Origin of the sequence: Pedobacter ginsengisoli, from assembly GCF_030244015.1 — a bacterium.
Classification (GTDB): domain Bacteria; phylum Bacteroidota; class Bacteroidia; order Sphingobacteriales; family Sphingobacteriaceae; genus Pedobacter; species Pedobacter ginsengisoli.
The window spans coordinates 218,276-231,748 of sequence record NZ_JASSYX010000004.1 but is presented as its reverse complement, the minus strand read 5'-3'; the positions used below and the strand labels follow the sequence as shown (position 1 = coordinate 231,748).

Below are 13,473 nucleotides of genomic sequence, written 5' to 3'. Positions count from 1 at the left end.
CTACGAACGAGAAAATAACAAAAAAAACCAGGTCCTAAGATATCAGAACCTGGTTGAGTTTGGCATCAGCCAATAAGATATCAACTGTTTAACCGCAGTGTGCCGCCGCTTCGAAACAATGGCATCCTGCATAAGACCAAACCAAGACAAATGTATAAAATTATACAACTAATCGGTATACCCGACAGGCTATACCACAAATTACTGCTGATTATGCGATTGACCACCGTAATATTGATAGCATCCCTGGTGCAAGTAAGTGCATCAACTTTTGCGCAACGCGTCAGCCTGCAGCGCAAGGGCATTACCCTGGAGCAGGTATTTAAGGAGATCAGAAATCAGACTGGTTATGACATTTTACTTTCCACCAACGAGGTAAAAGTAAGCAGCACGATCGATGCTAACTTTAAAAATGAAACCATAGAAGAGGTGATGAACCGAATTGTATCCGGAAGAGGGCTGACTTATTCTATAGAAGACAAGACCATATTACTCAAGAAAAAGGAGCCTTCCTTTCTGGAGCGCCTGGCTGAGCGCTGGGCTGCTATTGATGTGCGGGGCGTGGTACGTAATGAAAAGGGCGAAGCGCTTGAAGGGATAACTGTGGTGATTAAAGGTGCTAACAGGGGTACAACTACCAATGCCAAAGGGGAGTTTTTTTTAAGCAATGTAGATGAAAGGGCAACGCTGGTATTTAGCGGAGTAACTATTGAAACTTATGAGGTGAAGGTAAAAGGTAAGGAAAGCATGGAAGTAAATGTGCGGACTAAACAGGTACAGCTGGAAGAGGTGGCAGTGGAGTATAGCACAGGTTACCAAAAAATACCGAAGGAAAGGGCTACAGGAAGCTTTGTGTTTATTGATAGTACAATAATAAATAGAAGGGTTGATGGGAATATTTTGGCAAGGTTAAAAGATCTGGTGCCTGGATTGCTCTTTGATAAAAGAAGAGATGGAGGAGGAATTGGCGAAAGACTTCAGCTTCGAGGAATGTACTCATTTACTGAAGACTTAGCAGTTCCATTGATTGTTGTAGATAATTTTCCTTTTGAAGGGGACATTAATAATATCAACCCCAACGATGTGGAAAACATCACCATTCTACGAGATGCAGCGGCAGCCTCCATCTGGGGGGCCAAGGCTGGTAATGGTGTAATAGTAATTACAACCAAGCAAGGAAAGTACAGCCAGAAGGCACAAGTGTCATTGACATCAAGCATTGGTTTAGCTGGTAAACCTGATCTATTTAAATTACCAATAGTATCTACAAGTGAAATAGTGGATTTGGAACAATTCCTATATGAAAAAGGAACCTATAACTTTTCATTAAGCGATCCCATGACTCCTGTATCAAAAGTAGCCATGATTTTGGATCAACAAAAAAAAGGTATGATATCACAGGAGGAATCAGACCGGCAATTAGATATATTAAGGAATACAGACGTAAGAAATGATTATTTAAAATACGTTTACCGAAACTCTGTTAATCAAAGCCATGCCTTGAACATTTCTGGAGGAACCAGTGTCATTAAATATTTTATATCTGCCGGGTATAATAATGATCTAGGTTCACTTAAGCGCAACGACAATACCCGTTTTACACTAAGTTCTAACAATACTATTCAATTGTCGAAAAAATTGGAAATTCAAACTAGCGTTAATTTTAGTAATAGTCTTGTTTCAAACAATAATTTCCTTGCCTACAGTTCTCTAACAATCCCGAATTATTACAATCTGGCCGACGCCGAGGGAAATTCACTATCGTTACCCCGTTACTTTAAGCAGTCTTTTACAGATACAATTGGAGGCGGAAAGTTGTTAGACTGGAATTACAGACCCTTAGAAGATGATCTTAAAAATCAAAATAACACCAACAAAAGCCAGCGTTTTTCAGGCCGAATAGGCTTAAATTATGACTTAATAACAGGACTGAAAATTAATATAGACTATCAATATTCAAAAGCGACTGGGCTAGGAAGAATCTATAATTCCATTGAATCTTATTATACCAGAGATCTAATTAATTACTATACCAATTTAACACCAAACATCCCGCTTAATAAAAGATATCCCGTACCTATGGGAGGAATTCTTGATCTGAGAAATACTGAACTATCTGATCATAAGCTGAGGTCTGGTTTTAGTTTTAGTCAGGACTGGAATAATAAACATCAAATTAATGTTACCGGAGGAGCCGAGATGAGTGAAAAGAAAACCAGTTATAACGCGAGTAGGAATTATGGTTACACTGATGAATTATCGACAACTACTTTGGTTGACAATGTGAATCCATATCCGGTTTATCTGTATAGTGGATTTTCAGAACGCATTCCGGATCTTACTAATAATAAAATCAATAATCAGAATAATAGATTTACCGCATTATATGCCAGTGGGTCGTATACTTATAATAGTAAATATATAATCTCAGGAAGCATTAGAAAGGATGCTGCTAATGTACTGGGTGTAAATACAAATCAAAGAGGTCGGCCATTCTGGAGCTCTGGAATATTATGGAAAGTAAACAAAGAAAATTTCTATGCATTAGGATTTTTACCTTCTCTTAATTTAAGAGCGAGTTTTGGAAATGGTGGTAATACTAGCTTCAATACTTCTGCCAATCCCTTAATCACTTATTTTCCCTCCTCATTTAATCCGATTGTTAATTTGCCATATGCACAAATTTCGTATGTAGGGAACCCGGATTTGAGATGGGAAAAAGTCCGCACAGTAAATGTTGGCATTGACTTTGGAATTAAGAATGATCGGATCAGTGGTAGCATTGAATATTATAAAAAGCAATCTACTGATGTTTTGGCTTATCTACCACTTGATCCGACCATGGGTTATGGCTTTATTCTAGCGAATTCAGCAAGTATAAAGGGAAGTGGTATTGATCTCAGTGTCAATTTTAAAATTATCAAATCCACATCTTTCAATTGGAATTTATTAGGCGGTTTTAGCACAGCAAAATTCATTGTTCACGAATACCTGTTTGAGCAAAATTTAAATGCATTTGGAATTTCAGAAGGGAACCTTTCTCCTATTAAGGGTTATACTCCGTATTTATTAACAAGTTACAAATGGATGGGATTAGATCCTGCAAACGGTGACCCCAAAGGAGTAGTTAATGGACAGGTCAGTAAGGATTGGAACTCCATAACTAATTCAACACCTTGGGATGAATTGGTTAAACATGGCTCTTCAGTGCCTGTATCCTATGGCAATTTTTTGAATAACATCTCCTACAAGGGCATTACATTGTCAGCTAATATAATATATAAATTTAACTATTATTTCCGAAGACCGTCATTCTCCTATTTCCAAAATCAAGTACAGGCCGGGATATCTGGGCTTAGTAGCGAATACAACGAAAGATGGAAGGTGCCAGGAGACGAAAAACATACGAATGTTCCCTCATTCTCTTACCCTTTCTCGGTCAGCAGAGATATATTTTATGCAAGTTCAGAAGCTAGGGTCGAGAGAGGAGATCACATAAGGATTGATGACTTCTCATTGTCTTATGGCATTAATAGCTTGAATTTTAAACGGCTACCATTTAAAAACATGAGCTTAACTGCTAATGTCGGTAACCTAAATTTAATTCTGTGGAAAAAAACGAAAACAGACTTAGATCCTGAAAATCCTGCTGGGAACATTGCCGGCAAAAGAATTTCTGTAGCAGTTAATTTAACTTTTTAAGAGATCAGACAATGAAAGGAATAATAAAAATGAGAATTATACTAGTAGCGGCATTTCTACTATGTTTGTCATGTAAGAAATTTTTGAACGAAAAGCCTGATTCGTCATTGGCAGTGCCAACCACTATTATTGACCTGCAATTATTGATGGACAACTACTCGGACCTAAATACTAAGTATCCTGTAAGTGCAGAGTTTCAGGCAGATGATTACTATACTAATGCATGGAATTATTTGCAAGAATATCAGCGAGACCAGTACATATGGGGAGGTAAGACATTTGATTTCGATCCTTCATGGCAGTTGTCATATCAAGCGATTAACACCTGTAACGTTGTACTCGAAAATGTAGATAAGGTTTCCTATAAAAAGAATGAAGTTGCACTAGTAAGTCAGGTAAAGGGAAGTGCTTTATTTTTCAGGGCATTTTATTTTTATGGCCTAGTACAAATTTTTTCAAAACCCTTTGATCCAAATACAGCAAAAGATGATTTAGGTATTGTATTACGTTCTACATCCGACTTCAATGTGCCATCAGTTCGAAGCAATAATGAAGTTACATATCAAAGGATCATTTCAGATCTTAAAGTAAGTTCTGAATTACTTCCTGAAACGCGGATTAGCCCTAATCGGCCAACAAAAGGCGCGGCTTATGGTTTATTGGCTCGCGCTTATCTAGGCATGAAGGATTATACCAATGCTGGCATTTATGCTGAAAAAGCGTTGAATTTGAAAAATCAACTCATGAATTTTAACGAATTAGATGCAACAAGTTCTGCACCTATCGAAAGATTTAACCAAGAAGTTATTTTTCCTATGACAGCAGGAGGAAGAATAGCATCATTTTTAGCGTTATTCGTAGATTCTACCCTATTCGATTTATATCACATAAATGATTTGAGAAGAAATTGTTTTTATCACCCTGGTGCTAATAACGTAACCTATTTCAAAGGTGATTATGATGGGACTGGTTATATTTCATATGACCCTAGCGCATATGTTTTTGCTGGTATAGCTACTGATGAAATTTTTTTAATAAAAGCCGAGTGCCTTGCCAGGGCAGATAAAGTAAATGATGCCATGCGGATATTAAATGAGTTGCTTATTACCCGGTGGAAAACGGGTACGTATATACCCTTCTCAGCGAATAGTATCAATGAAGCGCTAACCCACATTTTAAGGGAACGGAGAAAGGAATTAGTTTTCAGAACCCTGCGATGGGAAGATCTGCGCCGTTTGCAAAATGATCCTATCTTTTCAGTTACACCTAAGCGATTAGTAAATGGACAGGAATATACTTTGCAGCCTAATAGCCCTCGATATGTAATGAAAATCCCATTAGCGGTTATCCAGCGTTCTGGAATTCCACAAAATCCATAAATTTTAATAAACACACATATGAAAGTAAAATTAATTTACCTTGTTGCCATAGTGGCGACAAGCCTGCAAAGCTTTGCACAAAACTCTCTAAAGATCGGGCAGCAACTGCCCGATCTAGAGATCAATAAGATCTTGTATCACAAGTCAGAAAAAGTAAAGTTATCTGATTTTAAAGGAAAACTGATTCTCCTAGACTTCTGGTCAACAGTATGTGGACCTTGCATTGCAGGAATGCCAAAAATGGATTCGTTACAAAAGCACTTTGGTGACAAAATTGCAATCCTACCTATTTATCCAGATTTGAAAGGTGGCATGGATAATAAGCTTGTTACAGACCTCGACTCCTTCTGGCATTCAAATGATATTCTATCAAAAACTTCTTTACCCTCCATTCTAGATGATGAATTTGCTAGACATTTTCCCGCTAGAGTAGCGTATCAGGTTTGGATTGATAGCAAACGGGTAGTCAGGGCTATAACCTCTTCTGAATATGTCAATAAAAAAGAAATCCAAAAAATGCTGGATGGTATTTATCCAGATTGGGAAACTGAAATTTATACTTTTTATGATGATAAGCATCCTATTTTTAAAGAAACTCGCAATTATTTAAATAAGGACCAGTTCCATTCTGAATTCTCAGGCTATATAGGTGGAATTAATGACAATAAGGATAGAATTAATGGTTATCAAGGAATTGTTGACGACAAAGTAAGCTCTAGTTTAAGATTCAGTGCACTTAATATGGATATCGTCTACCTATACCGTAGTCTTATTTCAAAATTAACCGGAAATATAAGTCTTTCAAATAGCAAAGTAATTGTTGAGACAAGTGATTCTTCAAAATACTTTATAAACACTTATATGAATGAGTGGTGTAGAAAAAATACTTACTGCTATGAAGCTGTTTTTCCAAAGTCAGAAAGCAAGGATAAAGTACAACAGAAGATGATAAAAGATTTAAACAGCCGCTTAGGATTGAATGCAAGGTTCGAAAAGCGTTTGGTGAACTGCTGGACACTTAAAAAAAACTCGGCGTTTGGAAAGCGACAATACCAGGAAAAAGGTTCAAGTTACGAGAAGATGAAAGACCTGGTTTCAGATGTTCAATATATAACAGGATTAAAGGTATTTGATGAAACATCCATTAAGGACAAAATTGATGTAAAGCTGAATGATACGACAACTGATCAAATTATTTCCCAGTTAAAACAACAAGGCCTTGATCTGGTAAAAGAGCAGCGGTTGTTAGAGGTATTTGTAATTACTGATAAATCTTTTAAAAGCACCATATGAAAGTGTTGTTAATTATTACTTGTATGATCGGTTTTTGCTGCCCAGACCTTTGTTTAGGGCAGGCAAAAACCTTATCTATCACTGGAAGCCTAAAGGGCTTAAGTGCTGCATCTGAAATTACCATAACTCATTATTTGGGCTCAAAGATAGATGCCTTGGCAAAAGTAAAAACGCGGGCAGGGACCTTTACTGCAAGTTGGACTTCTTCCAGCAATCCAGAATTTTACTTTTTAAAGGTTGCTGGAATTCCAAGCTCGCTTACGCTGTTTGTAGGAAGCGGAAAAATTACCTTGACAGGAGATTTAGCGCAATGGCCCAAAGCTAAAGTTAGTGGCTCAGAAAGCCACACTGCCTATCAGGAATATCAGGATGTTATTGCAGATGAAGAAGCTAAAGGAAGGAGTCTAACGCAACAATACAATTCGTTAATTGGTTCAACAGACAGTACTGCGCTAGCAAATGTGCAGCAGCAATTGAGTGAAAGCATTGTTAATTATGAAAAACTACAACAAGATTTTGTTGCCAAACATCCTGAAGCCTTTTACAGTGCTGTAATCATAAACAATTCTAAATGGAACTGGCTAATTAAGAGAAAAGCATACGAGGAACTATCCGCTTTCATAAAAGCTAGCAAATATGGAGTTATCCTTGCCGAAAACATTGCAAAATGGAAGAAAGAATCGGGCTTGCTGGAAATTGGTGACAATGTTCCAGACTTTACAGCTCCTACGGGGAGTGGTGCCAGTTTATCTATACAAAAAGAACTGGCTGGTAATAAACTTACTCTTATAGATTTCTGGGCATCCTGGTGTGTGCCTTGCAGACAGGAAAATCCTAATCTGCTGCAGGTTTACCGCCAGTTTAAAGACCAAGGATTTAATATTGTGGGTATTTCGTTAGATGAAAAGGGGGCTGATTGGAAGCTGGCTATTGAAAAAGATGGATTACCCTGGGCACAGGTTTCAGATTTGAAGGGTTGGGCTTCGCCAATTGCTAAGCTTTATTTTGCCGGTATGCCTTTCAATTTTATTCCCCAAAATTTTTTGGTGGATAGCAAAGGTAAAATACTGGCAAGGAACTTACGTGGAGATCAATTGAATAAAAAGGTTACGGAACTTTTAAAAGGAGGAAATTTATGAAAAGATTAATGGTATTGTTTTGCTGCATGATAATGGCTTTTGCAGTACATGCGCAAATAGGTAAAAAAGCAAACTGGAAGTTTACCGCAAAAAAGTTAAAACCAGGTTTATATGAGGTTCACTTAGCAGCTGAAGTTCAGGATGGCTGGAACATTTACAGCCAATGGACACCCAAGGGCGGGCCACAGCCCACCTTAATTACATTTAGCCCCAATGCCAATATATTGCTGGGAGGAAAAGCCAAAGAGGTTGGCCGAATGCGAATTAAACATGAAGAGGTATTTGGGGTTGACGTACACTACTTTACCGGCTTGGTAGATTTTGTACAGGTGATAAAACTTAAAATAATAAGACCAGATGTGATTAAGGGAAGAATAAGTTATATGACCTGTGATGATAGTCAATGCATAACTAATGAAATGGAATTTAGTATTGTTATAAAGTAAAAACATCCAATAATTAAGGCTGTAAAAAACCATAAAATAGCACACAAATAATCAAATGAAATATTCGAAATTTATCATTTTGTATGGCCTTGTCATGGTCTGTTTTTCCTGCCGGATTTTTAAAAAGCCTCAAAAAAAAGCACCTGTTGCTTCAGCTGCTACTACAAAAAATCTTGCTGATACCACAAAGGAAGCTGCCCCGTCAAAATTGAAACCCTACGAGGAGGTGATCACCAAAAAAGCCGTAACTGGCATAGGTTTGATCAAAGTACACCGGGTGGAGGAAAAGTATTTTTTCGAAATCCCCAATTCGCTCCTGGAAAAAGATCTGCTGATCGTGAACCGCATTTATAAAGGAGCTATTGGCGCCAGTGCCGGGATGCTGGGATATCGCGGAGACCAGATCAATGAAAAAGTAGTTCGCCTAGCCAAAGGCCTGAACTACAAATTATTTCTCAAGAGTATGTCCTATACCGAACGTGCTGCAGACAGCAGCGATAATGGCATGTATCGTTCCGTACGTAACTCCAGCCTGCAACCCATAGTAGCTGCTTTTGATATCAAAGCCGTAAACAAAGATTCTACAGCTTCGGTAATAGATGTAACCGATTACTTAAACGCAGATAATGAAGTGCTGTTTTTTGACTCGAAGGTAAAAACTGCTTTAAAGCTGAGCGGGCTGCAGGCCGATAAATCTTACACCACAGCTGTGAGAACTTTTCCTGAAAATGTAGAGATCAGGACAATGAAAACCTACAGTACCGCCGAACCAGGTAAAAATGCAACCTATGAGCTGAACAGTTCCATTATTCGCTTGCCGGAACAGCTCATGCTGCCAAGATCATTTGATGAAAGAGTGGGCTATTTTGCTACTGGTTATACCGATTTTGACAGCAACCCCCAGGGTGTGGCAAAAACCAGCATGATTACACGCTGGAGGCTGGAACCGAAAAAGGAAGATGAGCAACGTTACCTGAAAGGGGAATTGGTAGAGCCCAAACAACCCATTGTGTTTTACATAGACCCTGCAACGCCAAAAAAATGGGTGCCTTATTTAATACAGGGGGTAGAGGACTGGAACCAGGCTTTTGAGGCTGCGGGATTTGAAAATGCAGTTATAGCTAAAGAAGCGCCCGTTAATGACAGTACATGGAGCATGGAAAGTGCCAGGCACAATGTAATTGTGTATAAGCCCTCGGCTGTGCCTAATGCCAGCGGCGCACATGTGCATGACCCAAGAACCGGGGAAATATTGGAAACGCATGTGAACTGGTACCATAATGTAATGCAGCTGCTGCGCAACTGGTATTTTATACAGGCGAGTACCGTAGACCCTAAGGCCCGGAAAATGAAATTTGATGATGCACTGATGGGGCAATTGATCCGCTTTGTATCCTCACATGAGATTGGACACACCCTTGGCCTGCGCCACAACTTTGGCTCTTCATCAACCGTACCTGTTGAAAAACTGAGGGATAAAGCATGGGTAGAGGCCAATGGACATACGCCTTCGATAATGGATTACGCCCGGTTTAATTACGTGGCCCAGCCGGAAGACGGCATCTCTGAAAAAGGAATTTTCCCCAGGATTGGCGATTACGACAAATGGGCCATTGAATGGGGCTACCGCTGGCATCCGGAAATGGATAAAGCCAAAGAAAAGATCTTTTTGAACAACTGGATCATTGCTAAAACTTCGGGTAACAAGCGGCTTTGGTTTGGAACGGAAACAAACACCAGCGACCCACGTTGCCAGAGTGAAGATCTGGGAGATAATGCAACGCTGGCAAGTGCTTATGGGATTAAGAACCTGAAAAGGATACTCCCTAACATCCTGACCTGGACAAAGGAAGAGAACGAAGGATACGACAATGCAAAAATGATGTATGGAGAGCTGTTGCAGCAATATGACATGTATTTGGGCCATGTGGTAAGAAATGTTGGTGGTATCATGTTTAACGCCAAGGTGGTAGAGAGCAAGGGCGATTTTGTGAATTTTGTTCCGAAAAACAGGCAAAAGGAAGCTGTGCGGTTTATAAACCAGCAATTGTTTAATACCCCGATGTGGCTTTTGAACAAGGATTTGTTTAAGAATACCGGTGCTGCCGGTTTGCCTGGTGTGATTAGCAATGCGCAAAACAAAGTGCTGGTTAAATTATTGGATATGGGAACGCTATCTAATATGCATCAGTCTTTGACACTTTATGGCAAGAATGCATATGGCCCGGCCGAAATGCTTCAGGAACTACGCAACAACATTTTTAATGAGTTATATACTGGAAAGGCGATCAGCATATACCGGAGAAATTTGCAGAAAAGTTATCTGGACAGATTGATGCAGGTGCTTAAACCGAAAAGCCCTCCGTTTCCGGGCACCGGGCCAGAATTGAATGATGTTTCTACCATTGTAAAAATGGAGATCAGGAGTTTGCAAGGTTTGTTTAAGAATGCTGTGGCTAAGACTGGAGATCGAATGAGCAAAGCGCACCTGGTGGATTTGGATGAAAGGATAGAAGATTTTTATAAGGACAAGAAGTAATATAACTAATAAAGTAATGGCAGGTTAATGCTCTATTTGTCAAATCCGTTGATGGGGAGGGATTGTGTCGTTACAGCCTCCCGCATCAGCAAAACAAAAATTAAAAGACATTAATGGAAAAGATCATAAAATTAACGAACAACCCTTTGTTTCAAATGTTCATTGGCGACAAAGCATTTAGGGTGTATAAAACTGAAGTCGATGGCCGTCTCGGTATGCCGGGATTATCAAACTGGTCGTGAAAGCTACCGGTAATGCGCTTAACGAGTCGGAAGCATACATTTTCTGCATTCGCAATCAGAACGCTGTTAAAATACTTACAAGAGATCACCGAAGTACCAGTATGGTGGAGGTGTATGATGAAAATGCTGTAGGGATAAAACAGGAGTGTAGGGAATTTGGGTTCATGGAAGGAAAAGCAAATGACTAGTAGAGCGGATACTTAAATATGTGAACAGTGCTTTTATACCTGTGATTGATTATAAGAGTATAGGGGTGGCTGGTTCAGTACAACAAAAGTAAATAGGAGCTAAGGGGGAGGTTTCAATTTAAACCCGGGAGTTGAATTGTTGATCAGCCTCTCCCAACGCTTTTTTTTGTTATAAATAGCATAAGTAAAAGATCTCTCAGGAGGTTCGAGATGACGAAAGAAGAACTGGCTGAACTTAAATGATATAAAACATTAAAAATATTGCCGTTGTGATCCGGTGGTGATTTGCAAATGTCGAAGTCTGGGGGAGTTTGTACTTTTTCTCCCCTGGCTTTATTTAGATCCTTGCTATTCGCTGTGGATGACAAGAGGAGCTCGCAAGGACCAGGTTTATGGTCCGGACCGGAGTGCGGGCATATGCAAACTGATATGGAGGAGCATGGTGCAATAAAAACAAATAAAAATAAATGAAGAATCAATTTCAGGCTATAGGTATGCTGATAGGCGACCTGCGTAACGGCCGTAGTTTATTAACAGAAGGAATAGTTGAAGATCTGCAGGACAACTTCAGGGACATACTGATGCAGCTGGGTTATGCCTGGTATCAGAAGGTGGAGGGACTGGAGTATTTACTTGATTTCCACATCGCCGAAGCAGCGAGACTCCGTGAGTTTGTGGTACATGAGGAGGGAAGGGACTATCCTGTTTTAAGGATTTTTTTGTACGATGAGCTGACTGTGCTGATCATAAGGCTGAACATGCTGGTGAATGGTGAAGAGGATCTGCTGACACAAGCGGGATTCTAAAGCAGCTAAAAATTTAAAATATATCAGAAATACCTGCTCTCTACCGATGGCAGCACCGCATCCTGCGGCATTAAATTAACGCAAAAAAAGGGAAAGTCTTCGCGAAAACAAACATTGCCCGACCGGCAGTCCCGGGCTTTAAGACCGTGATATTTTTATCACATGGGACAAATAGTACCCTAACTTTTAAAAACAACGATTTTAATGTTAAACGATGAAAAAACCTTTGAAGAATTAATTATTGCAATACAAAATGTAAATACTGCTATTCCACTGCCGCTGGCTTTAAGGCCTAAACTCTGGAACAGAATGGAGGTACTGGACCGCTGCAAGGATGTGAGCGTGCTGGAACGGGAGGGAGAGGTACCTAAAAATGCTTATTATGTGGTGAAAGGCTTTGCTATGGTCTATGGCTATGATGAGCGAACGGATGAGTATGTTTGGCGGATATACCGCCCGGGCAGTATTGTTGCGCTCAACTGTTTTATGCACCGGAAAAAGTCAATGTATACGATCAAGGCAAGCAAACGGGCTTTGCTATGGAGCGTAAGTGCTGACGTGATGAAGGAGATCTATAAAGAAATGGAGGGTATGCGCGAGTTTGCCCTGCAGACTTCTGCTGAGTATGACAATAGAACGGAGCGGGGGCGTAACTTGTTACTGGCACTGGAACTGGATGACAGGGTGCGGAAGTTTTATAAGTATTATCCTGGTCTGCTGCCTGCGAGAAAGAGTCCGGTGCCGGATGATGCGGTTGCCAGTTTTTTGGCGATCAGTAAGTATCAGTTGCAAAGGACGCGCAATAAGTTAATTAGGGCAGGGATATTGAGGGTGGGGTGATCGTCATCTCGGTACTGACCTGGAGCGAAGCGGAAAGCTACTAAGTAAAACAAGTTCAGTTATAATTAACCGGATAATCACCGACCAACTATTTATGTTCAGTTATCTTTGAGTATTGGACCTGGTTTATGGATATAAATGTAGTTGAGGATGTAATAGGTATTCTAACGGATAGCAAAAACCCAAAGCAGTATATTAAATTCTGGAGGAAAGCAGAAAATGGGATGTGCTGAGCCTAATTACCTGGTTGCTCTTCTTTGATGGGAGTTCTTTTTTTTCTGGTGAGCCGCCTGATTAAGAGTATAATTCCTACGACAACTGCGCCAGCAAACATAAAAGATAGAATTATCCCGGTTATATATCCGGCCATAAATAGAGTTGAACCGTCTGATCCATGGGTCAATGTTGTTTTATCGGCTATTATGGTCAGTGAATTAAAGAATCTTGTCTTTGCAGAGTGGGTCGTTTGTCTGTTTTCTGATGAGGTCCAGAAATTTATTATAAATACGGTGTTGTTAACTATTAATATACGCCGAAACCTTAAATCTGGTAGATTCGGATTAGCTGTTGTAACAGATTCCAGATCTATTCCCTTTAATCCCTCGATTTCAAACTGCTTTTTACTGATCACTTTGCCTTGGGATACACTTAAAATTCCTTTTATGAAATTGTCGTAAGTTTCTGAAATCCGATCACTTTTGATGGTCGTCTTGCTCTGGTCCAATTCCCTGGCAATTACTGTAGATAGCTGACGAGTCTGCAAACTGATACGTCTTTTGTCCGAGGGTATCAAGTACCTCTGGTTTTTGAGGAAAGCTGAGGGATATCAGTTCTGCAATGTTTTGCTTATAGCCAGTTTGACCAAATAATTGGAGAACACCAAGCAGGAGTAATATTGA

Annotated in this window: 11 protein-coding genes; 10 read left to right on the top strand and 1 reads right to left on the bottom strand. The window is 39.7% G+C overall.

Translation table 11 applies throughout. The features are described 5' to 3' along the window. The first annotated feature begins 150 nt into the window (after window positions 1-150). The 10 genes from QEP08_RS18275 (at window position 151) to QEP08_RS18230 (ending at window position 12,574) form a co-directional block, all read left to right on the top strand. The gene (locus QEP08_RS18275; protein ID WP_285060079.1) at window positions 151-3,702 is read left to right on the top strand and encodes a SusC/RagA family TonB-linked outer membrane protein; all 3,552 of its coding nucleotides are present in this window, start codon (window positions 151-153) and stop codon (window positions 3,700-3,702) included. Between the two features lie 11 nt (window positions 3,703-3,713). Next, the gene (locus tag QEP08_RS18270; protein ID WP_285060078.1) at window positions 3,714-5,081 is read left to right on the top strand and encodes a RagB/SusD family nutrient uptake outer membrane protein; all 1,368 of its coding nucleotides are present in this window, start codon (window positions 3,714-3,716) and stop codon (window positions 5,079-5,081) included. An 18-nt stretch (window positions 5,082-5,099) separates the two neighbouring features. After that, a complete protein-coding gene (locus QEP08_RS18265; protein WP_285060077.1) occupies window positions 5,100-6,374 on the top strand; it encodes a TlpA family protein disulfide reductase in 1,275 nt (424 codons plus the stop codon). After that, window positions 6,371-7,513 (top strand): TlpA family protein disulfide reductase, encoded by a 1,143-nt coding sequence (locus QEP08_RS18260; protein WP_285060075.1) that lies wholly within the window; start codon window positions 6,371-6,373, stop codon window positions 7,511-7,513. The genes QEP08_RS18265 and QEP08_RS18260 overlap by 4 nt, the downstream gene beginning before the upstream one ends. Then, window positions 7,510-7,959 (top strand): protein-disulfide reductase DsbD domain-containing protein, encoded by a 450-nt coding sequence (locus QEP08_RS18255; RefSeq protein WP_285060074.1) that lies wholly within the window; start codon window positions 7,510-7,512, stop codon window positions 7,957-7,959. The genes QEP08_RS18260 and QEP08_RS18255 overlap by 4 nt, the downstream gene beginning before the upstream one ends. A gap of 55 nt (window positions 7,960-8,014) precedes the next feature. Continuing rightward, a complete protein-coding gene (locus QEP08_RS18250) occupies window positions 8,015-10,498 on the top strand; it encodes a zinc-dependent metalloprotease (protein ID WP_285060073.1) in 2,484 nt (827 codons plus the stop codon). A 113-nt stretch (window positions 10,499-10,611) separates the two neighbouring features. Next, window positions 10,612-10,740, top strand: coding sequence for a hypothetical protein (locus QEP08_RS18245; protein WP_285060072.1), 129 nt, complete (start codon window positions 10,612-10,614; stop codon window positions 10,738-10,740). Beyond that, entirely contained in the window at window positions 10,737-10,928 is a 192-nt protein-coding gene (locus QEP08_RS18240) for a hypothetical protein (protein WP_285060070.1), read from the top strand. The genes QEP08_RS18245 and QEP08_RS18240 overlap by 4 nt, the downstream gene beginning before the upstream one ends. 467 nt (window positions 10,929-11,395) lie before the next feature. Further along, window positions 11,396-11,734, top strand: coding sequence for a hypothetical protein (locus tag QEP08_RS18235; protein WP_285060069.1), 339 nt, complete (start codon window positions 11,396-11,398; stop codon window positions 11,732-11,734). Between the two features lie 204 nt (window positions 11,735-11,938). After that, window positions 11,939-12,574, top strand: coding sequence for a Crp/Fnr family transcriptional regulator (locus tag QEP08_RS18230; RefSeq protein ID WP_285060068.1), 636 nt, complete (start codon window positions 11,939-11,941; stop codon window positions 12,572-12,574). A gap of 235 nt (window positions 12,575-12,809) precedes the next feature. Here the strand turns inward: QEP08_RS18230 and QEP08_RS18225 are convergent, their stop codons facing one another. Continuing rightward, a complete protein-coding gene (locus QEP08_RS18225) occupies window positions 12,810-13,298 on the bottom strand; it encodes a hypothetical protein (protein WP_285060067.1) in 489 nt (162 codons plus the stop codon). Window positions 13,299-13,473: the final 175 nt, after the last annotated feature.